Source organism: Bacteriovorax sp. Seq25_V (assembly GCF_000447795.1).
In the GTDB taxonomy this organism is placed as follows: domain Bacteria; phylum Bdellovibrionota; class Bacteriovoracia; order Bacteriovoracales; family Bacteriovoracaceae; genus Halobacteriovorax_A.
Genome location: NZ_AUNI01000021.1, coordinates 376,372 through 398,672 on the forward strand (window position 1 = coordinate 376,372; position 22,301 = coordinate 398,672).

At 36.4% G+C, this 22,301-nt stretch carries 21 protein-coding genes; 18 read left to right on the top strand and 3 right to left on the bottom strand.

Annotation, left to right across the window (positions count from 1 at the left end):
* The first annotated feature begins 63 nt into the window (after nt 1-63).
* From glmS to M900_RS16575, 7 genes are all read left to right on the top strand, one after another.
* The gene (gene glmS / locus M900_RS16545; RefSeq protein WP_021276047.1) at nt 64-1,893 is read left to right on the top strand and encodes a glutamine--fructose-6-phosphate transaminase (isomerizing); all 1,830 of its coding nucleotides are present in this window, start codon (nt 64-66) and stop codon (nt 1,891-1,893) included.
* 3 nt (nt 1,894-1,896) lie between these two features.
* Entirely contained in the window at nt 1,897-4,134 is a 2,238-nt protein-coding gene (locus tag M900_RS16550) for an ATP-dependent helicase (protein WP_021275934.1), read from the top strand.
* 111 nt (nt 4,135-4,245) lie between these two features.
* Nucleotides 4,246-6,498 (top strand): AsmA protein, encoded by a 2,253-nt coding sequence (locus M900_RS16555; protein ID WP_021275857.1) that lies wholly within the window; start codon nt 4,246-4,248, stop codon nt 6,496-6,498.
* The gene (mtnA, locus tag M900_RS16560; protein WP_021276053.1) at nt 6,498-7,529 is read left to right on the top strand and encodes an S-methyl-5-thioribose-1-phosphate isomerase; all 1,032 of its coding nucleotides are present in this window, start codon (nt 6,498-6,500) and stop codon (nt 7,527-7,529) included. Before M900_RS16555 ends, mtnA begins: the two co-directional genes overlap by 1 nt.
* Nucleotides 7,522-8,433 (top strand): Ppx/GppA phosphatase, encoded by a 912-nt coding sequence (locus M900_RS16565; protein WP_021275772.1) that lies wholly within the window; start codon nt 7,522-7,524, stop codon nt 8,431-8,433. Before mtnA ends, M900_RS16565 begins: the two co-directional genes overlap by 8 nt.
* The gene (locus M900_RS16570; RefSeq protein WP_021275851.1) at nt 8,414-8,848 is read left to right on the top strand and encodes a Crp/Fnr family transcriptional regulator; all 435 of its coding nucleotides are present in this window, start codon (nt 8,414-8,416) and stop codon (nt 8,846-8,848) included. Before M900_RS16565 ends, M900_RS16570 begins: the two co-directional genes overlap by 20 nt.
* Before the next feature lie 2 nt (nt 8,849-8,850).
* Entirely contained in the window at nt 8,851-9,231 is a 381-nt protein-coding gene (locus M900_RS16575; protein WP_021275999.1) for a hypothetical protein, read from the top strand.
* On the opposite strand, the gene M900_RS16580 is transcribed toward M900_RS16575, so the two are convergent.
* Both M900_RS16580 and M900_RS16585 read right to left on the bottom strand, forming a co-directional pair.
* On the bottom strand, nt 9,232-9,660 hold the full coding sequence (locus M900_RS16580) for a FliG C-terminal domain-containing protein (protein ID WP_021276059.1): 429 nt from the start codon (nt 9,658-9,660) through the stop codon (nt 9,232-9,234).
* A gap of 18 nt (nt 9,661-9,678) precedes the next feature.
* Nucleotides 9,679-10,098 (bottom strand): hypothetical protein, encoded by a 420-nt coding sequence (locus M900_RS16585; RefSeq protein WP_021275789.1) that lies wholly within the window; start codon nt 10,096-10,098, stop codon nt 9,679-9,681.
* Between the two features lie 86 nt (nt 10,099-10,184).
* On the opposite strand from M900_RS16585, the gene M900_RS16590 reads away from it, so the two are divergent.
* Both M900_RS16590 and M900_RS16595 read left to right on the top strand, forming a co-directional pair.
* A complete protein-coding gene (locus M900_RS16590; protein ID WP_021275898.1) occupies nt 10,185-11,369 on the top strand; it encodes a thiolase family protein in 1,185 nt (394 codons plus the stop codon).
* 3 nt (nt 11,370-11,372) lie between these two features.
* Nucleotides 11,373-12,683: a hypothetical protein gene (locus tag M900_RS16595; RefSeq protein ID WP_021275983.1), complete on the top strand. Its 1,311-nt coding sequence runs from the start codon at nt 11,373-11,375 to the stop codon at nt 12,681-12,683.
* On the opposite strand, the gene M900_RS16600 is transcribed toward M900_RS16595, so the two are convergent.
* Entirely contained in the window at nt 12,684-13,229 is a 546-nt protein-coding gene (locus M900_RS16600) for a hypothetical protein (RefSeq protein WP_021275871.1), read from the bottom strand. It lies immediately after the preceding gene.
* A gap of 105 nt (nt 13,230-13,334) precedes the next feature.
* Here M900_RS16600 and M900_RS16605 point away from each other — a divergent pair, with 105 nt between their 5' ends.
* The 9 genes from M900_RS16605 to M900_RS16645 all read left to right on the top strand — a co-directional run bounded on the left by M900_RS16605 (nt 13,335) and on the right by M900_RS16645 (nt 22,253).
* Nucleotides 13,335-14,207: a HEAT repeat domain-containing protein gene (locus M900_RS16605; protein ID WP_021275917.1), complete on the top strand. Its 873-nt coding sequence runs from the start codon at nt 13,335-13,337 to the stop codon at nt 14,205-14,207.
* Between the two features lie 113 nt (nt 14,208-14,320).
* Nucleotides 14,321-14,824, top strand: a complete 504-nt coding sequence (locus tag M900_RS16610; RefSeq protein WP_021275993.1) for a ubiquinol-cytochrome c reductase iron-sulfur subunit — start codon at nt 14,321-14,323, stop codon at nt 14,822-14,824.
* 22 nt (nt 14,825-14,846) lie between these two features.
* A complete protein-coding gene (locus M900_RS16615; RefSeq protein WP_021275678.1) occupies nt 14,847-15,629 on the top strand; it encodes a cytochrome b N-terminal domain-containing protein in 783 nt (260 codons plus the stop codon).
* A 50-nt stretch (nt 15,630-15,679) separates the two neighbouring features.
* Nucleotides 15,680-16,756 carry a putative membrane protein gene (locus M900_RS16620; RefSeq protein ID WP_021275800.1) on the top strand — a complete coding sequence of 359 codons (1,077 nt, stop codon included), beginning with the start codon at nt 15,680-15,682 and terminating at the stop codon, nt 16,754-16,756.
* 21 nt (nt 16,757-16,777) lie between these two features.
* Entirely contained in the window at nt 16,778-19,615 is a 2,838-nt protein-coding gene (locus M900_RS16625) for a cytochrome c (RefSeq protein ID WP_021276062.1), read from the top strand.
* An 11-nt stretch (nt 19,616-19,626) separates the two neighbouring features.
* Complete coding sequence (locus M900_RS16630; RefSeq protein ID WP_021275697.1) at nt 19,627-20,253, top strand: cytochrome c oxidase subunit 3; 627 nt, start codon at nt 19,627-19,629, stop codon at nt 20,251-20,253.
* Between the two features lie 54 nt (nt 20,254-20,307).
* A complete protein-coding gene (locus tag M900_RS16635; RefSeq protein WP_021275781.1) occupies nt 20,308-20,529 on the top strand; it encodes a hypothetical protein in 222 nt (73 codons plus the stop codon).
* On the top strand, nt 20,516-21,052 hold the full coding sequence (locus tag M900_RS16640; protein WP_021275701.1) for a DUF420 domain-containing protein: 537 nt from the start codon (nt 20,516-20,518) through the stop codon (nt 21,050-21,052). The genes M900_RS16635 and M900_RS16640 overlap by 14 nt, the downstream gene beginning before the upstream one ends.
* 10 nt (nt 21,053-21,062) lie before the next feature.
* On the top strand, nt 21,063-22,253 hold the full coding sequence (locus M900_RS16645; RefSeq protein ID WP_021275936.1) for a glycosyltransferase family 87 protein: 1,191 nt from the start codon (nt 21,063-21,065) through the stop codon (nt 22,251-22,253).
* Nucleotides 22,254-22,301 lie beyond the last annotated feature (48 nt).

Genomic DNA, 22,301 nt, shown 5'->3' on the forward strand with positions numbered 1-22,301 from the left:
CAAAATCGTCCTCTAAATGCTATCTTTCCCTGATTAAATTATTAATTTTTTAAGGGAAAGATTATGTGCGGAATCGTAGGCCACCTTGGTCCTCAAAACTCAGTTGACGTCGTACTTGAAGGTCTAAAAAGACTTGAATATCGTGGTTATGACTCGGCAGGTGTTTCATTTATTTCATCAAATAACGAACTAAAAATTTATAAGAAAAGTGGAAAAATCCAAAACCTCATCGATGAGCTTGAAGATAAAGAGATTCACGCAAGATCATGCATCGGTCATACTCGTTGGGCGACTCATGGTGGTGTAACTGATACAAATGCTCACCCGCATGTGAATGAAGAGATGGGAATCGCTCTTGTTCACAACGGTATCATTGAAAATGCTAGTGAGATTAAAGAGTATTTATTAGGCCACGGAATTGAAATGAAGTCTGAAACTGATTCAGAGTCATTCCTTGGTCTTTTAATGTATAATACCAATAAAGGTCTTTCTCACAAAGATGCTGTTATCGCATCATTTTCAAAAATTAAAGGATTCTCAGCATTCGTAGTTCTTTTTAAAGATACAGCAGAAATTTTTGCAATCAAAAAAGGTGCACCACTTGTATGTGGAATGCATGAAGTAAACTCAGAAGTACTAGTTTCATCAGATCCATATGCGCTTGCAGGTATTGCTAATAAGCTATACTTTCCTGAAGATGAAGTTCTTTGCCACTTAAGTGTTGGTAACCAAAACTTATTAAACTTCTATGAACTTAATGGGGAAAAGTCGAAAAGATATTTATCAAAGACGCAATCAATGGATCACGATCCTGCTTCTAAAGGTGATTTTGAGCATTTCATGCTGAAAGAAATCTATGAGCAACCTGAACTAATTAGATCTCTTACGCAATTTTATTTTCAAGGAGAAGGAAAAGAAAGTCTTGAGGCCGCGACAAAGCTTCCGAGAAAATCATTTCACATAACTGCTTGTGGAACAGCTTACTACGCAGGTCTTGTTATACGTGACTTCTTTGAAAAAATTAATAGAATCCCTTGTCATCCAGAATTGGCAAGTGAATTTAGATACAGAGATCCACTTCTTAACGAAGATGAACTCGCTGTTTTCATTTCACAATCAGGTGAAACTGCAGACACGTTAGCTGCTCAAGGTTTATGCAAAGAAAATAAGCTTAAAACACTTTCAATCGTAAACGTTGAGGGCTCAACTCTTTACCGTGACTGTGATGTAAACTTACTGATTCGTGCTGGTACAGAAATTGGTGTAGCTTCAACAAAAGCATTTACACAGCAAGTTTTAACTGGACGTACACTATCAGCTGTTATTGCAAATGGTGGTGTTGATGATAAGTTTAGAAACGAACTTTCTGCAAAGTATACTCTTCTTGCCACTCGTATTGATGAGCTACTTGATAATGCAGAAGTGATAAAACAAGTTGCTAGTGATATTTATAAATACAAAGGATTCTTCTACACTGGTAGAGGTGTTTATTATCCAATCGCTCTTGAAGGTGCTCTAAAGCTGAAAGAGATTGCTTACGTTCACGCTGAAGGTTATGCGGCTGGAGAGTTAAAACACGGTCCAATCGCTCTTATTGACGAAGAAAAAGTAAACGTTGCTCTTGTTGGTCCAGAATTATTTGAAAAAACGGTTTCAAATATTCAAGAGATCAAGGCAAGAAAAGGTGTTATCGTTTCAATTGGTCCGAAGGGAAATAAAGAATTAGAAGAACTATCTGATCACTTTATTCCTTTAAACTTTGATGGTCTTGAGGAATTAAGTCCTCTATACATTAACGTTGTAAACCAACTACTTGCTTACTATATCGCTAAGAATTTAGGTACAGATATTGATAAGCCAAGAAACTTAGCAAAATCGGTTACTGTAGAATAAAGAATGAATTTGAATCACTTAAATATACAACAAAGAGAAGCTGTCCAAAATATTAACGGACCAATGATGATTCTTGCTGGAGCTGGCTCTGGCAAGACTCGTACCCTTGTTTCAAGAATTTCATATCTTCTTGAAGAAAAGAATATAAGTCCATTTCAGCTTCTTGCACTTACTTTCTCTAATAAGGCCGCAAAAGAAATGCGCGATCGTATTGGAAGAGAAGTTAGTTGTGATGTTGGTGCTCTTCAAATTACAACATTTCACGCATTTTGCGCGAAGGTTCTGAGGACTGAAGCTCAGTACTTAGGTCTTAGTAAAAGTTTTACAATTTATGATGGCTCTGAATCTAAAGCAGTTGTTAAAACAATTCTTTCGCGTCGAGGAATTTCACAAAAAGACGTTTCTCCTTTTGAAGTTCTTTACTTCATTGAAGATCTAAAAAATCATGGTCATTATCCAGACAGAAAAATTGAAGACAAAGATTATACTGTTGATAAGAGTGATATCTTTTTTGATATGTACCTTGATTATGAGCGTGAATTACATAAAGCAAACGCACTCGACTTCGGTGGTTTAATAACTGCAGTAATTCAGTTATTTGAAAAATTTCCGGATGTATTAACTCGCTACCAAGAGCGTTTTCACTATCTCTTAGTGGACGAGTATCAGGATACGAACCGTGCACAGTTTGATTTAGTAACTAAGTTAGCTGATAAGAAAAGAAATATCTGTGTGGTTGGAGATGAGGATCAGTCGATCTACTCTTGGCGAGGGGCAGATATTAGAAATATCTTGGATTTTGAAGAAGTATATCAAGACGCAAAAATTTTAAAGTTAGAGCAAAATTACCGTTCATCAAAAAATATCATCGAAGCCGCAGGGGCAGTTATTGCACGAAATACCCAAAGAAAGGGTAAGGATATGTGGACTGATAATCCAGAGGGTGAGTCTATTGAAATCGTTGAGTGCCACTCTGATAAAGAAGAAGCAGAATTTGTTGCTACTCAAATTAGAGAACTCTCTAAAGAGAAACATCCTTACGACGAGATGGCAGTTTTCTATCGTACAAATTCTCAGTCTCGTTTGATTGAAGATGCACTTAGAAAATCAAATATTCCTTACCGCGTTGTTGGTGGGATAAAGTTCTATGAGAGAAAAGAAATCAAAGACCTTTTAGCTTACGTCAGAATTGTTGTTAACGACAAGGATTCACTGGCCATTAGTCGAATTATCAATGTTCCTGCGCGTGGTATAGGAGCCACTTCACTTCGAAAGATTGAAGATGAAGCAGTTAAAACTGAAGCTACTATGTGGGAAGTACTTCAGAATATTGTGGATAACCCTGAAGAATATAAACACATCAGATTAACATCGAGGGTGAAGTCGTCGCTTTCACACTTTGTTCAATTTATTAATGACTCTAAACTTGCCATTAGTAGAGGAGATAGCCCTTCTGATGTTTATGAAAAACTACTCCATGAGTCTGGTTATTATGAAATGCTTCGTGCCAGTAAAGATTATGAATCGATGGCAAGGATTGAAAACCTTGAGGAATTAGGTAATGCTATTGCTCAATTTGAAGAAGCAAATCCAAAGGCAGGCCTACTTGAGTTTATGGAGACGATCACACTTGATACAAGTGAGAAGAGTGAGGGGGAAGAAGACTCTGGAGAGGTTTCTTTAATGACTATTCACGGGGCTAAGGGGCTTGAGTTCTTCTACGTTTTTGTAACAGGAACAGAAGAAAATGTTTTCCCAAGCTATCGAAGTCTCGAAGATGGTGAAGATGCAATCGAAGAAGAAAGAAGGTTATTCTACGTGGCAATGACAAGGGCCATGAAAATGCTATATATCACTTTCGCTCAAGGAAGAATGTTATTTGGTCAGTTAAAATTTAATGGACCAAGTCGTTTTATCTCAGAGATTCCAAATAAATACTATCGTTGGAAAAAGATCGGCGGTGGATATCAAGATCGATCATCAAATTACGATAGTGACAGTAAAGATTGGGATGATTACTCTGATCCAGTATATGAAGAACCGGTTTATCGTGTGGAAAGCTCTCCTAAGAAGTCTGAATCTAAGTACCAGAAGGGACTTCGAATTGTGCATGGACTTTATGGTGAAGGAAAGATTTTAGATTGTGAGGGACCTAAAGGTGATGAACGAGTAACGATCCAGTTTAAAGATGGAGCAAAGAAGAAATTTATGGCTAAATTCGCTCCATTAACTATTCTCTAGAGGGTACTGGTTACTGGATGCCCTCTGGTAAAAAATTCACAATTCAATAATAATATACAATAATTACACTTATAATGAGGGACCATATTGGTCTAATATTTAGGAGTCCGTGTGAAAACTAAATCACCGCTAAAGATAATATTTATCGCATTCATATCATTTACAATAATTTTATCTGGTGCAATTTTCTATGCTTCAAAAAAACTCAAACCAGAAGAGCTTAAGCATATTATGGTTGGTCAACTTGAGAGCGCTTTTCCAAACTCTATCGTTAAGACTAGCTCCGTAGACTTCTCATTAGGATTAACATCGGTTCTCAATATTCACGGTGTTGATATTACTTTGAAAAAGCCACGTGCCTTTCCTCTTTTACAGCTTGATAACCTTCGCCTTGAAATTCCATTTTGGGCAATCCTATTCGGGGGAGGGAAGATCGAACTTGTCGCAAATAGTCCAAAGGTAAACTACATCGAATTTGATAAAACTTCGAACTGGGTTTATGCCATGACAGCAAAAAATGCTAAGGTAACAACTAAGAAAGTAGAAAATACTAAGAAAGATGATAACGGATCAGTAGAAGAAGAGAGTTCTGAACTTGTAATTCCTGGTTTTATTGCTGCATCTGAATTGAATATTAAGGTTCAAAACTTAGAGCTTGATTATAAGCTTGCTGACAAATCTTCTGGACAAATAAACGTTGAGAAGCTTTTACTAAAAGATGTTGGAGTAAAGTCAACGACAGCTTTTGAATTAAAATCAGCACTTGATCTTTTAAAAGGTACTCCAAACCATACAAAGCTTGATCTCTTAATTATAGGTGAGTCTCATCTTTTTAACTATATTAAAAACAAAGAGTTGGAAGTTAAATCCCAGGTGATTTTATCAAATATCGAGAATTCATTAGTACTTAGACCTATTAAAAAAATTTCGTTGAATTCATCAATGCACCTTAAAAAAGATAAATCTATTCTCGTAGATTTTGTTACTTCTCTAGAAGAGAAGCAGATTCTAAAAGGGAAGTTTGAAAGTAATAAAGGAGCTTCAAGAGTTAAAGATTTAGAACTCAATCTTGTGATTAGAGATATTCTTGATCTCGTTATTGCTGCTGATAAATTACCACTACTTTTAAATGGTGGAGAGCAGTTTGAAATGAAAGGTGAAGTCGAGCTTGGCGAGAATCTAATTCCAAATATTGACTTTAACACAATTAAAACAATTAAAGTTAAGAAGGATAATATTGTTGCAGATGTTAGTGTTTCAGGAACACTTAAGAAAAGTGGACTTAGAGCAAATGTTGATGTCGATGTATTCTCTGGAAAAGTTAGTGCGATGACTTCGTTGAGCACAAACTGGAAGTCAGAGAGTTTTGCAAAGCTTGCGCCGATTGATATAAATATTGTTGCAAGGGATATGAAAATCGACCCAACCTCTTTTATGGCAAATGCGAGTGAAGATACGAATGTACATAAAAAGAATGGGACTAAAGCAGAAGTGGCAGAAAAAAATAAGGCGGGGCCACAAAAGATCGTACTTCTTCCTGTTCCAGTAAAGGTTAAAACACAGTTCAGTAATATCTTGATAGGCACAGCAAAACTCACTGGAGTAATAGATGTTGTAGGTGCTCAGAAAGGAATCAACATCTCATCATCAAACTTGAGACTTGATGAAGGGCAAATTGATCTCGGAGCAAATGTTACAATCAGTGGAAAAGATTTAAAAAACAGTTTTGATCTTAAGCTTAATAGACTTAATCTTCACTCATTGGTGGGTATGATTCCAAAAGGGATTTTAGACACGCTCTCTGGGGAAGTTAGTGGTGAAATAAAAGGACATGCTATTGGTGAAAAGTATTTTGCAAATGTCGCAGTGAAATTGAACCAGGGGAAGCTTGAGAAAATTAATATTGGTCAGTATGTAGATGGTTTTATTGAAAAACTTGGGCCACTTAAAGACAAAATAGATGCTGACAGTTTGAAGGTTAATGGAGAGTTTTCAACGTTATCTTTTAAAGGAACATTTGATAATTCACGCCACCAAGTTACAAGCTCTGAATTTATCGATAAAGGTCATAAGATCAATTTTCAGTCGAGTGGTAATATTTATCTCACTGGTAATAAGAAAAGCTCGCTTGATGTGAAACTAAAAGTTACAGATGCCAAACTTGCAAAACAAATGAAGTCTGCAATAGGAACGGACACATTTCCAATGACTTTAAGTGGGACAGGTTACGCCTTAAGTCCAGATTATACAAAGACGCTCAAGTCTGTTGGAAAATCTGCTATTAAAGAACAGGGAACACAGCAACTAAAAAAATTACTTAAGGGACAAGATCCAAAAAAACTATTGAAAGGATTGTTTAAATAATGAAGTATGAAAAAAAAGCACCACTTATATGGAATGGTAGAAGTTTAGAGTTACTCGATCAAAGATTATTACCACATCAGCAAGTTGTCGTGAATGTTACGACTGTTAAAGAATGTTATGATGCGATTAGAGATATGGTTGTTAGAGGTGCTCCTCTTATTGGATTCACTGGAATCTGGGGTGCTGTTTTAAGTTGTATTAATAATGGAAATTTTGAAGAAGATATTGCTTACTTAAAAGAAGCAAGGCCAACTGCGATTAATCTTGTTTATGAATTAGATCGTTGTTTAGGAATCTTCAGGACAAATGGACCAGAGGGACTAAAAGAGAAGATTATCGACTTTGCAAATGAGCAAATGGCTAAGCTTGGTAGAGATAATCAGAAAATGGCTGATCTGGCATTAGAATTCATGGATAAGAATTATCACAGTGAAAATTATACATTTCTGACTATCTGTAATACGGGATATCTTGCATGTGGGCCAATGGGAACAGCTCTTGGTGTTATTTCGAATGCAAACTCTAAAAACCGCTTAGCAAAAGCTTATGCAACTGAGACGAGACCTTATTTGCAAGGATCACGTTTGACGGCATACGAAATGATGACGGAAGAGATTCCTTTTGAAATCATCGTTGAAGGTGCCTTTTCTTATCTTTTAAAGACGAGAAAGATTGATGCTATTTTTGCTGGGGCTGATCGTATCGCTAGAAATGGTGATACAGCAAACAAGATTGGGACTTCAACACTTGCAATTGTAGCAAAAGAGTATGGTGTTCCATTTTTTATAGTAGCCCCAACTAGTTCTTTTGATTTACAAATTGCTCATGGAGATCAAATCCCAATTGAATTAAGAGATGAAAAAGAAATTACTCATATTTCAGGACAGGCTATTGCACCAATAGGGGCAAGGGCGTTAAACCCTAGTTTTGATGTGACTTCTTCAAAGCACATCACAGGAATTTTCTGTGAAAATGGAGTAATTACTGACTTTGACCCAGAAAATGTGAGAAGGATTGTTCAGGGTGAGTAATTACAAAGCATCTATTGATATTGGTTCAAATAGTACATTACTTCTTATTATGGATGTTAGCGAAAAGAAGATCCTTGCAGAAGAGTCTAGGATTACTGGACTTGGGAAAAATCTTGATAAGACGGGATGTTTTGAAGAAAGTTCAATGGAAGCTACTTATGATGCACTAAGCGTCTATTGTGATATTGCAGAAAGTTTTAATATCAATCCAGAAGATATAATAGTGACGGCAACTGAAGCATCTCGTGTTGCAAAGAATGCGCAAGAGTTTTTTAAAAGAATAAGAGATGGTTTAAGAATTAGAATCCAAACAATTACTGGAGAAGGTGAGGCTTACTATACTGCCTATGGAATCTGTGCCATGGCGAAATCTCTAGGACAAGAAGTTGTTATTCTTGATGTTGGCGGGGCTTCTTCTGAATTTATTAAAATTCAAACAAATCCTTTTAAAATTTTAGAAACAATTTCTCTTCCAATCGGTTCGGTTCGAACTACTGACTGGTTGGAGAATGGGCTTTTTCATTCTGAGCTCGATAAGATTTATGCAAAATTTGATTTGAAAAACTATATGAATACACCAATTCTTGGAGTAGCAGGAACATTAACCTCTCTAGCTCTTATGATAGAAAATGCTAATGAGTATGATGCGGATTTAATTAACAATTTAAGTGTAAATGTTCAAAATTTTCAAAGCTTTGTAAGTGAAAAGCTTGTTGATTCAACTAGTGAAGATTTTGAAAAATATAGTTTTTTAGGAAAAAGGGCCACTACTATCAGGGGTGGTGGAATTTGTTGTGCTGAGCTTTTGAAAAAAGTAAATTGCCCTAAAATTATGTTTTCAACTTTTGGATTACGTTACGGAACATTACTTAGTGGAGGAATTGATGGAATATACCTTATATAAAGAAACACGTGTCGAAAGTGGGACTGTCCTCTTTAAAGAAAATTCTCCAGCCAATTGTATCTTTCTTTTTAAGTCTGGACGTGCTGTTGGGACAAAAGAAAGTGATGGCCGTCTAATTAAGGTTGGAAGTTTTACTACTGGAGATTTTGTCGGAGCCGTTGATTCAATTTGGGGAAAAGAATATAAAGAGTCTGTTTTCGCAGAATCTGAATTAATTGTAATACCACTTCCTATTGGTGATATTTCTAGTGTGATAGAAACTTGTCCTGAGTGGATTAGAAAACTGTTGAAAACAATTGTGACTAGGCTAGAGCACAGCTTAGAACTTGTCACCGAACATAAGATAAATGACGAAACATCAGAGCCGTTTGACAATGAAACGGAAGCAAAATTTAGAATGTTATTAAAGGAATAGTAATGAAGTATCTTTTTATCGTTTTGTTTTTCATGCTGTCTCTTGCTTCTTGTTTCAAAAACAAAAGTACATGGCATGGTGGTGTTGATAGTAATGATAATGGAGTCAGGGACGATATTGAATCATGGATTCAAACAGACTTTCGCGGCAATCAGAGACTCGAGCTTGCAATGATGAAACTAGCATCGGTTGATCCGGCAGCTTGCGATTATAAGTATCATATCAAATGCCTAGGGCAAGTTAGTGAAGATGCTCTACTGCTTCAGTTAACACTTTTCGAAAGAATTCTAGATACCGAAGAAAGAAGGGAAGCTTTTAATCAAAGAATCAAAAACTGTCCCGCTATTGATGATAGAAATTTAAATTTTAAGTGCGAGTTTTAATTAAAGGGTGATTCTACCGCGATTGTTTAAAGCTGCAATCGTATCACTTACTCTTTTCTTTGCGCGATCAACATCTCTTGTCTCTGTTGCACCAAGTTCTTTCATTAGATAAGAGTAAGCTTCTTCAGCGTAAGCTCTAGGTGCAAGACTTAAAAATGTTTTTTGAAATTCTTTTGGAGCACTCTTAAGGGCAACTCCAAAAATTGGTGCTTTTACGAATTGAATTAGTTGAGTTAGATCAACATCGTCAAGAGCATATACTGTATCAAAGGTAATACTTTCAGCATAAAGTTCTTTTGCAAGAGAAGGATTTCTAAGCTGAATATTTTTTAACAGAGTAGAGCGCTCATCTGCATTCATGAATTTTAACATTTCGATGATTTGTGCTTTTCCATTGATAAAAATTCCGTTCTGGCTATTCGCTTCCATTGCTTAGGTCCTTTGAGACTATACGTCCCATTTCATTTTTTCTTTCATATATTTTTCACGTGCGCTCTCAAGAGTACGCTTGTGTGAAGAAACAATATTACTTATCTCGCTATCTTGAGCTTTCTTTAGCTCATTAACTTGATCTTCGTGAGTTGATTTAAGAGTATCAATAACACTTGAAAGACGCGACTTCTCTTCTTTTAAAAGTTCTGTACTTTTTCTACGAACTTCAGTTAGCTTTTGATCGGTCTCATTTTTTGTTGAACTAACTTCAATTTCGAAGTCTTTAGTCAATCGTTCCATTTGAGCATTGTGTTCTTTTTGGGCAAGTTCAAACTCACGACGATGCTCAGCCTTCATTTTCTGAAGGTCAAGGAAGTGCCTTTTATTTTCGGCTTCCATATACCTCTGAGCTTTTAGTTGGGTGATTTCTGACATATTGCCCTCTAGTCTTTGACGTGCTCTTAGTTACGTCATAATATATTGTAGCGATTAACTACTGCATCACTCAAGGGGAGGAAAATATGTCCTTAAACAAAGGCTCACGCGTATTTTTAGTGTCTGGGAAAAGAACACCATTTGGAAAATTTGGAGGCTCTTTACAAGATATTACCCCTGTAGATCTAGCAGTTTATGCTACTAAAGCCATGATTAAAGAAACAGGAATAAAACCAGATCAAATTGATCAGGTAATCCTTGGAAATGTTGTTCCATCATCAACAGATGCCCTTTATGGCGGGCGACATTTAGCCCTAAAAGTGGGTTGTCCTCAAGAAGTCCCTGGTATCGTTATTAACAGACTTTGCGGGTCAGGAATTCAAGCAATTTTAGATGCAACAAGATTAATAAAACTTGGTGAGGCCAATCTTGTCCTTGCTGGTGGTACAGAAAATATGTCTATGGTTCCACACCTTACTTATGGTGCGAGATTTGGAACAAAGTATGGATCTTTAAAAAATGTTGATATGTTACTTGATGCTTTAACTGACCAGTATGCAGGAACACCAATGGGAATCACCGCTGAAAATCTTGGAGAAAAGTTTTCTGTTACACGTGATGAAAGTGATGTTTATTCTGTTAATTCACATAAAAAAGCACAAAAGGCATATGCTGATGGATTACTCCAAGGTGAGATCTGTGAGATCCCACTTCGAAAAGGTGTTTGTTCAAAGGATGAGCATTTAAGAGATGATGCTACTGTTGAAGGAATGCAAGGGCTTAGACCTTCGTTTAAAAAGGATGGACTTGTAACTCCTGGATCTGCGTCAGGAATTGTTGACGGTGCAGCAGTTTGTTTTGTCGCGAGTGAAGAATTTGTTAATGCAAATAAGTTAACACCACTTGCTGAAATTCTTGATGGAGAAGTTGTTGGAGTTGATCCAACAATTATGGGTATTGGTCCATCTCCAGCAATCAAAAATATTTTAAAAAGAAATAACCTTTCATTTGCTGAGATCGATTTAGTTGAAATTAATGAAGCCTTCTCTGCTCAAACTTTATCTTGTATGAAAGATATGGAGCTTCCTGAGGAAAAACTGAATGTTTGGGGTGGGGCAGTTGCTCTTGGCCACCCACTTGCTGCTTCAGGGACAAGAATTGCCGTGACTCTTGCTAGACAATTAAATCATTATAATAAGGATATGGGGATTGCATCAGCTTGTATCGGTGGTGGACAAGGGATCGCCCTTTTACTTAAAAGAGTTAAATAATTAATGAGTGATAAAATTACTTTTACAGAAAGGGATTTCTTATATTTTAGACAGTGGTTGTGTCTAGATATTAAAAGTGTCACGTGGCAGGGGAAATACTCTTCAGATTTTGAAAAATTTTGGAGTATCTTCTTCAAAGATAGTTCATCTCTAACTGAGATGTCGAAGAGATTTACTTATGCCATTGAACGTTCAAAGGTTGGTCCAATTAGTTCATGGTTTACATGGCTAAGAGATAAATTTATTTGTTACGTTTTTATTGAAAAAAGAATCAGTCTTTCTCTTCTTTCTGAAGAACTAGATATTCCATTCCAAGTGATCGCCAGAATTTTAAGAAACTTTTTAGCAGAAGTTTTTCCGCATCATGATGAATATTTAAATGAAGTATTTCTAGTTACAAATAAAGTTTCAAAGAATATTGATATAAATATCGAACGAATCGTTAAAGAGATTGGTGAAGAATTAAATTTTTCTGGAAGCCACGATGAAGAAGTTATGACTTCAATGGAGGTAACTCTATATGAAGACTGGGCAATCTTTTTAAAGAAGATGGAAAAAGATTTTGGAGTTAAGTCTCTAAACTTATCTCAGGTTAATACATCTGAGCAAATTAGAAGTTACTTACAAACTTTCTCTAACGTTCTTGCTATTGTTGGAGTGACAATATTCCTTGTGTGGTTAGTTGAGTTCGCCAATAGAAACTACGAAAAATATCTATCTGATAAAATTAGTATCTATGAGCCACAGTTTCGTTGGGAAGATAAAGGTCTAAAGTTTACAGAAGATCAGCTTGGAGCTAATGAGCTTGCTAACTTTGAGCTTGATGTTGGAGACATTGAAAATGTTGATGACTCGGAAAGCTTACTCGGTGAGGCTTTAGAAGATCAAGAGCGTGTAGGTGTAGAAACCGATGTTGTTTTAACTTCACTTGAATCATTACCAAAAGATTTTGATGTAGCCGATACAGAACAATCCTTATACGAAGAGGAGAGAACTTCTGGTTATCGTGACTCCCGCTATGGTAACACGAAAGTTTATAGAGTCATGATGAGATCAAGTGATACTGAAAGAGCCAATACAGTCTTAAAAGACTTACTTAAAAGATACGATGTTTCACAAGTTGATAACGTTGCCCCTGGACTCTCTGTTCCGGGTGGATATTATTATAATCTTTATGTGCCAAGAACTTACTTAAAAGAATTTATGGCGCAAGTTGGTGAAGTTGATACGGCGATCATTTATGAGTCACGTACAAGGACTCGTAGAAACCCACCAGGAAAAAACAAAGTTTTTATTTGGGTGAAAAGTATTTAATTACATTTGGCCGTCTGGAATTTCAAAAAGCCCTTTAACTTTTCTAAGTAGAATATGGGCTTTACCAAGGTACCACCACTGTCGCACGAATCCGATAAGTAGTGCAGCTGCAAAACCATAGACGACACCTGAGTGCGTTGTTTTCTCAACCATGTTTGTATCGTGTGCGCCACCAAGAAGGAACGCAATCATTCCTAGGATAAGCATTAAGATCGTCCATGGAATTGTTTGCCTTTTGGCAAGATCTGCTTCGTGAACAAACCTTTTAACTTTTTCTTTATAAGGAGTAAGATCAGCAGGTGGATTATCGAAAAGCTCGTTAAGATTTGTTTCAGTGCTAACAATCAGGTGGATGTTATTTACTAATCTTGAAACACCTATAAAGTAGAACATGACAAAAGCTTGTGCAAAAATAGTGTAGATGAAAGTTGGAATAGCTAATTGAATATGACTTAGTGGGAAGTCAATAAATCTTAATGCTACAAGAACTGTTAAAGTAACGCTAAGAAGCATAATAAGAATTAAAGATCGTAGTAAGTATGCCATAAAAAACTCTTTGGTTTTGACTTAAATCAATTGTCAGATTTTTGCGGATTTGCTAAATGTTGGCTCATACTAGAATAAATTAATACAAAAAGGCAACGATTGCTTATGAATGATTCAAAAAATACTCAATCAAAAATTGATAAAAAATTACTTGAGAATCCTTTTGTTGGGTCCCTTGTCGTTCCGATAGCAATTGTACTTGTTGGTGCTTTAATTGTTTTTGGTGTAACAAAAATGATTTCAAGTGAACACTCATATAAAGACCTTGTTACAGAAATGAAGTCGAAAACATTCGGTAACAAGTGGGTTGCGGCTCTCGAACTCTCAAAACTTATTTCAGCTAAAAAAATTCCTGCCGAAGATATTCCATGGCTAGTACAGAGCATGGATGAGATTTACTCATCATCAATTGATCCTCGCACAAGAAACTTCATCGTTGTTGCTGCAGGCGCTTTGAACGATGATGGAGCGTTGAGAATTTTTCAAAAAGGTCTAAAAGATGTTGATCATGATGTGAGATTTCATACAGTAGTTGCTCTTGCGAATGCTCCAAAAGGATTAGTGTTCGACTGGAAGCCAGTAATTGAATTTTTAGACTCTGAAGACCACGGAATGGTTCAAACAGCGATCTTTGCTTTAAGTACTCATCAGGTAAGTGGAATAGAAAAAAAAATAGAGAATTTACTTAATACTGATTTAGGCGCGGGGGTAAGATACACCGCAGCAACAGCATTAATTGCATATAAAAATGAAAAATGTTTACCAATTATTGAGGAAATTCTTTCTTTAAATGAAACTTCTTTAGATGGGAAAATGACTGTTGATCAGATCCGCGGATTGAAGTTTAACGTCTTCGAGGCGATCCAGAGGGCTCCTTGGAGTGCGCTTGCTGCGTCAATAGAGAAACTTGTGCAGAGTGACAAGGATGTAAAAGTAATTGGACGTGGAAAGGAAGTTTTAAAACTGTTGAAAAAGTGATAGTATCCACTCATAATTTTAGGGATTGTAATAATTTATAATAGAAATATTTTGAAGCATTGATTTTGAAATCAAAGTTTTCTAATTGTTTTTAAGCTACTAGAGGTTAAAAAATGTCAGAAGATTCGAAACTGCAACTTAACAGAAGAGAGTTCTTTAGTTTTATTACTGTTGGTTGGGTTGCTTTTACATCTGCTTGTGCAGGTTTATTAAGTTTAGCTTTTCGTTTTACTTATCCAAACGTTAACTTTGAACCAGAGATGGACTTTATCGCAGGTTTTCCAAGTGATTACGAAAACGGTGTAGATGAAAGATGGAAGAATGGTTACGGTGTATGGATGGTAAAGCAAGAAGGAAAACTAGTTGCTCTATCAAACATCTGTACACACCTTGGTTGTGTTCCGAACTGGCTACCAGCAGAATTAAAATTCAAGTGTCCATGTCACGGTTCAGGTTATTACATGAATGGTGTTAACTTCGAAGGGCCAGCTCCAAGACCACTTGAGAGATATAAAATTTCATTGAACCCAGAAGGTAAAATTAAAGTCGATAAGACAAAAGTTTATCGTTATGAAAAAGGTCAATGGGATAGTCCAGATTCTTACTTATCAGTTTAATTAAAAAATAGAGGTTGTTGAAATGGCTAAAAAAGGTGTAGCTGACTACATTAGAGAAACACAGGTCTGGAAATCTATTTTCAGACATGGTCCTCCGACCAATGCAAGAAATAGAGCTGCAGTAGTTGCAGGTAACGTGTTCTTGCACCTTCACCCAATTAAGCTTAAGAAGTCAGGTGTGCAGTTAGGATACACTTGGTGTATGGGTGGATTAACATTTTTTATCTTCTTAGCACTTACTGTTACAGGTCTTCTGTTAATGTTCTATTACAGACCAACAGCTGAGTATGCTTACAACGATATTATTGCACTAAAAGAGCACGTGCCTTTAGGGATCATGAGAGAGATTCATAGATGGGGAGCTCACGCGATGGTTATTACTGTTTGGTTGCACATGTTCCGTGTATTCATGACAGGTTCTTATAAACCACCAAGAGAGTTTAACTGGGGTGTTGGTGTTATTCTTTTAGTACTAACTCTTCTTCTATCATTTACAGGTTACCTACTTCCGTGGGATCAGCTTGCGATTTGGGCGATTGCCGTAGGTTCTAACATGGCGAAAGCAACACCATTTTTAGGTCACGGTGGTCCAGGGGCTGCATTAGCTCAGATTGGTGATTTCGTAATGGTTTCTGATAAAAACGACGTACGTTTCCAGTTATTAGCTGGGCGTTTTGTTGGTGAGCCAGCTCTTCTACGTTTCTATATTCTTCACTGTGTATTCATTCCACTAGTTGTAGGTGTTCTGATTGCTGTACACTTTTGGAGAGTTAGAAAAGATGGTGGTATCTCAGCTCCACTGTAGGTTTGAAAAGGATTTTGAAATAACCAATTTGGTTTTAGAAGGATAGAGGGATGAAAGAACTTATTAACTATATGGCCGACCCAATTAGATCGTTTCCGATTGCGTCGATTCTGTTCTTCCTAATGATTAAATATTACAGAATCATTGGGACAAAGAAATTTGCTATAGCTTCTCTGGTTGCAAGTATACCAGTTGTGTTTTGGTTTTGTTTAGACAGTAACTTTAGAGCTATTATTTTATGGCCAGATAATATTCCTATTAACATTATTATCATCCTGATTGCTTGGCTTACTTGGTACACTCTTTATAGATGTGCCTTGAATGACGAGAGAATTGAACGTGGTGATATGCCAATAGAGGCGACTCCTGAAAATAGAGAGAAAGTATGGACTTGGCCAAACCTTGTTTATACTGAACTTATGGTAATCGTTGGTACAACAATTTTCTTAGTTGTATGGGCAATTATCTTTAAGGCTCCATTAGAGGAACCAGCAAACCCAACTTGGGCACCGAACCCGGCGAAAGCTCCATGGTACTTCCTTGGTCTACAAGAAATGCTTGTATACTTTGACCCTTGGATGGCGGGGGTTGTTCTTCCTGGGATTATCGTTGTGGGAATGATTGCAATTCCATACATTGACACAAACCCAAAAGGAAATGGTTACTATACATTTGCTGAAAGACCGATGGCCGTAACATTCTTCCTTTATGGTTGGTTAGTATTATGGGTTTACTTAATTATTGTTGGAACATTCTTGAGAGGGCCAAACTGGACATTCTATGGACCGTTTGAATATTGGGACTTCCACAAAGTTGTTTCTGAATACAACGTCAACCTGTCTGAGTTTCTTTGGATTAAGTGGCTTAATATGCCAATGCCATCAAACTTAGTGGTTAGAGAAATTCTTGGAATCATTTTATCACTTGTTTATATCGGTGTTCTTCCAGTTGTAATTGCTGCAACAAAATGGGGGAAAAAGATCATCGAAAATACTGGTGCGATTAGATATTATATCTTTATCTTTCTAGTGCTTATGATGACATCACTACCGATCAAAATGGTATTAAGATGGCTATTTAGTTTGAAATATATTGTCGCTCTTCCAGAGTGGGAACTTAACCTGTAAGAGTATAAAAAGGGATTAGCAATGTCGAAAAAACATGAGCCTGGTATGGCCTATGACATGAAAAAACTTCACAAGGTATTTGCCTTCTTCTCACTGGCATTTTTAATGGCAGTTGTGTGGGTTTTCCTTGATGACTATATTAGACCTTGGAAGGCAATCCAAGTTGAAGCGATGAAAATCGAGAAGCAAAAAATTGCTGAAAAGATTGCTGCTGAAGAAAAAGTGATTAGTAAAGAAAAGCTCGCTCTTCTTGAAACTCAATTGACTGAAGCTGAAGCTAAAGTTGCAGCAAGAAATTCTGATATAGTAGCTCTTCAAGAAGAACTAAAACTTCTAAAGAGAGATATCAAAGAAGAAACTATTGTTAATGGACGTTTGAACTCAGACGTTGCTGCGTTAACTTTTTCTTGGGAAAATGCTCATGCTCATCATAAGCCAAATGCAGATGTATTATTTGCAAAACTAAGAAAGAATAAGCAGCTTTTTGCAGAATCTAAAGAGAGAATGAAAGAACTGCAAAATAATGAGAAAAAGACGAATAAGAAAATTGCTGAAATCGAAAGTGAAGTAGTTGAAGTGAAAAAAGAAATTTCTTCAATTACAATGAAGAGAGATCTTCTAAATAAGTCATTAGAGACGAAGAATATTACACCACTTTTTGCTGTCAGAAACGCGCCTTTCGTAGATTTCTTAGATCCAACAATTAAGATTAAGCAAATCGTTCTTGAAAATATTACGGATGATCGTTACTTTCAACACGTTCCAAAAGTTGATCGTTGTATTACATGTCACACTTTTATCGACAAAGAAGGGTATGAGGATCAACCAAACCCACACAAAACACACCCGAATTTAGACCTTATGGTTGGAGCTAACGGTACTCACCCAATGAAGCAATTTGGTTGTACAACTTGTCACGGTGGTGAAGGTCACAGAGTTACAGATTTTAACTCAGCAGCTCACATTCCAGCTAACAAAGAACAAGAAGCTGAATGGGTTAAGAAATATCACTGGCATGAACCGCACAAAGTTCCAATTGTTCAGTACTCAAAAGGGTCAGTTGAAGCAGGTTGTGTTAAATGTCACCAAGATGTTCAGTATATTCCAGGTGCAACTGTACTTAACGAAGGTCGTAAAGAAATCGAGAAGTTTGGTTGTTATGGATGTCACAAAATTGAAGGTTGGGAACACAAAAGAAAACCAGGACCAAGTTTAGAGAAGATCGCTTCTAAAGTAGATAAAGAATTCTTTAAGTCATGGGTATGGGATCCAAAAGCATTTAATAAGCATGCAAAAATGCCACGTTTCTTTATGCAGGATAACAACTCTAGCCCAGAGTTTATTAAGAAAAATATCGCAGAAGTAAATGCGATGACTGACTTTATCTTTGCTCAGTCTGAAAGCTATAAGCCGTTCATGAGATATACTGGCGGAAATAAAGCTAACGGTAAAAAGATCATTGGTGAAGTAGGATGTTTATCTTGTCACGGAGCTCAGGAATTTGCTCTTGAGTCTAAGAAGATTGACGCTCACAAAGGTCCATATCTTTCAGGTTTAGCATCTAAGATAAAGAGCGCTGACTGGTTAGTGTCTTGGTTAAAGAAACCATCTCACTACCAAGAAAACACAATCATGCCTTCTTTCAGGCTAACTGATAAAGAAGTAAATGATGTTGCTGCTTACTTACTATCGCAGAGAAATGAAAGTTTTGATAAGCTAAAATTTGAACCAATGGATAAGACAGCAAGAGATGAAATTCTTGTAACGTACTTCTCTGCATTTGATACAGTTGAAGTAGCAAAGAAGAAGCTTGCAAGTATGACGGATCATGAAAGAACAATGGAGCTTGGTAAGAGATCTGTTGGTAAGTATGGTTGTTACTCTTGTCACGATCTTAAAGGATTTGAAGGAAGAGCACCAATCGGTCCGGAGCTAACAAAAATTGGATCTAAACCATTAACTCAATTTGGTTTTGGTCATGAGTACGATGTTCCGCACACGAGAGATGGATGGATTAAAGCTCACTTACTAAACCCAAGAAGATGGGATAGAGGTGTTGATAAACCATTTGCAGATATTACAAGAATGCCTAACTTTAATATGACGGAAGAGGAAGCTCATAAAATTACCGTAGCCCTTATTGGTCAAGTTTCAGAGAAAGTACCTTTAACAGGTGTTAAGAGACTTAATGCAAATGAGGAAATTGTTAAAGAAGGGATGAAAGTTGCAATTAAGTTTAACTGTATTGGTTGTCACCAAATTGATGGAATGCACGGAGATATCTTAAAGATCTACGAAGATGATATCAATGAAGGACCTCCAAGACTTGTTAATCAAGGACATCGTGTTCAATCTGACTGGTTCCACTATTTCTTAGGAAATGTGTACAAGATCAGACCGTGGTTAAAGATCAGAATGCCTTCATTTGAAATGACAAATGAAGAAAGAAATAAGTTAGTAGCTCTTTTCCAGGCCAAGGCTGGACAAGGAACTTTCGAAGAAATGCACACTCAAGTTACTTGGGAACCAGGTGAGAAAGAGGGAGCGAAGAAACTATTTAAGCAATTAGACTGTGTTTCTTGTCACTCTGCTGAGTACACAAAAGATGAGCCAGTAGCACCAAACCTAAAATACGCGAAGAGAAGATTACGTGCTTCTTGGATTGAAGAGTGGTTAGCTGGGCCAGATAAAATTTTACCTGGAACTACAATGCCATCTTTCTGGATTGATGGAGAAGCGGCTGATCCAGATATCTTAGGTGGAGACGCGAAGAGACAGATTAAAGCTTTAACAAAACTACTTCTGGAAGAGGGACATGATTTCTACTCACCAGATGATAAAAATGCGAATAAAAAGTAAGGAGTATGGAAATGGCTCATAAAGAATTGGTACACGACGGTCCAATAAAATATCCAAATGATCCACAATTTGGAACAGCTAGCCCAAGTAAAATTGGTATGTGGCTGTTCCTTGGGACAGATGCTATGTCTTTCTCGGGATTACTTATAGCTTATGCAGTTCTTAGAGCTACAAAGCCTTGGCCAGTTCCAGAGCAAGCTCTTGGTGGTGTTTTCCTTTCAGGGATTATGACATTCATCCTTATTTGTTCTTCAGTATCAATGGTTCTTTGTATTGATGCTTGTAAGCAAAGAGATAAGAAGGGGATCAGAAACTGGTTACTTGCTACTATTGTTGGTGGAGCTATCTTTCTTGGAATTCAAGCATATGAGTACACTCATTTAATGCATGAAATGGGAATGACATTTAGTACTTATGAGCATGGAAATAACTTATTTTCATCTACATTCTTTGCAATTACCGGTTTTCATGGTCTACACGTTTTAACTGGTGTTATCTATCTAATCTGGATGTACGTTTTAGCTCTTCAGGGAAGATTTGATAAAGGTGATTATGGAATGCTAGAGATCGTTGGTCTTTTCTGGCACTTTGTTGACCTTGTATGGATTATCGTTTTTACAGTGATTTATTTGATCTAAAAATAGGCTCCTTCGGGAGCTTTTTTTTTACTATTTTTTAAGGTAAGAAAGCGTATGAAAAACTTATTCTTTATATTACTAGTTGTTTTTGCAAATATTACACAAGCTTGTCCTGGATGTGCTGGCTCTATGAGTAATCCAAAAGATTCAATGTTAGTTTGGATCCTATGCGGGTTTATTGCTCTAATTTATATTCCATTCTACATTCTTTATAGAACGATTATTAAGAATAGGCATTTAAACGAAGCCGTTGTGGTTGTTAATGAAGAAGAATAATAAGAATTATATTAATACTATTATTTACGCTTTAAGTTTTGCTATTGTTGTATTTCTTGTTTGGTATATTTACATAAAACCAGAAGCTACAACTGTCTATGATTGGGTTGCCAATCTGCCTTATGTAAATGCATCTCTAAATTCTCTCGCGGCCATCTTTCTCGTGTTTGGATTTGTTGCAATTAAAAATGGTAACGTAAAATATCATATTCGTTTTATGTCACTTGCGACTGTGAGTTCAACATTGTTTCTCGTGAGCTATCTTTTGTATCATCACTTTCATGGGGATACGAAGTTTATAGCAGATGGACTAATAAGACCGATATACTTTTTTATTCTTGTCTCACATATTCTTTTATCTGTCGCACTCGTGCCAATGGCCCTAATGACAATATTTAATGCAATTACAATGAATTTTGTAACCCATAAACGTTGGGCAAAATGGACATTTCCTGTTTGGTTATATGTCTCAGTTACAGGGGTGGTAATTGTATTTATCTTAAAGCTCTTCAATCACGCATAGGAATAAATTAATGAAACAATCTTTATCGAAATTAACTGACTATATAAATTCAGGTTTAGGAAGATTTTGGTTGTTTCTAATACCATTAATTTACTTTATTAGGGTTCATAAAAAGAGAGTGGACTTTCCTTGTTATCATATTGCTGGTGGAAGATATTTTCATGCTGAAAATTTGTATTTTATGACTGATACTTGGCCTTATAAGTACCCTCCTGTCGTAGCATTCTTCTTTCAGCCGCTAGCTATATTTCCCCTTGGTGTCGCGAAAGTTATTTTCTATGTACTTGCTTTTGTTGCGATGGCTGCTACATACAAATTAATTCTTGATCTTCTTTTTGGTGATGAGCCTATCGAAAAGAAATATACAATCATTCCTTTCTTTCTCGTTTTAAGATTCCATTTCTATGATTATGCAAACCTTCAAGTTAATAGCATTATGCTTTTTTTGCTTGTGTACGGTTTCGTTTTACTGAGAAAAAATAAGATTTTTAAAGGTGCCATGCTTTTTGCAATAGGTGGAACTTTTAAGATTATTCCAATTTTTATTTCCTTCTACTATTTACTTAAAGGAGAGTTTAAAAAATTCTTCGCAATTGTAGGAAGTTTCGTTGCTCTTCAACTCATCCCATTGCTTACATATGGCTTTTCAGGATATAAAGAATTACTTAAGAATTATTCGTCACTAATGGGGCAGAGTCATTCTTTTTATAGTACAGATCGAATTCTTCAATCTGCGACTTCATTAATTGCTCGTACGACAGAATATTTAAATATCTTAACAGGAGAGACGGAAAGGCATCTAATACTTGCAGTTCTCCTTCTTGTTGGTGTCGTTCCATTCCTTTTGATGATACTAAAAAAGTTATCTTCCAAAGAGAGTTCTCTGATAGAGCTATCATACTGTTTACTTTTTTATCCTCTAGTAAATCCTGTTGGCTGGAGACATGCCCATGTTTTCATTCTTCCGGCTGTCGTTACACTTTTTTATTATATTTATAAGGAAAAACTTTTTAAGAGATTTGCTTATAAAATTCTAATAGGTCTGTACTTCTTGTTTAATGTCATTAGTTCAAAATTTCTGGTTGGATCTAAGTTTAGCCACATTGGAGATTATCTCTCGTTCAATGTGTTGGGGATCTATGTATTATTCGCAGGATTGTTCCTTATACATGGGAGACTTACAACTGAGAGTAAGGACTAAACGTAATTTCATATAGTTGAGTGTTCTTCTTTTTTCTTGTCTAGTTTC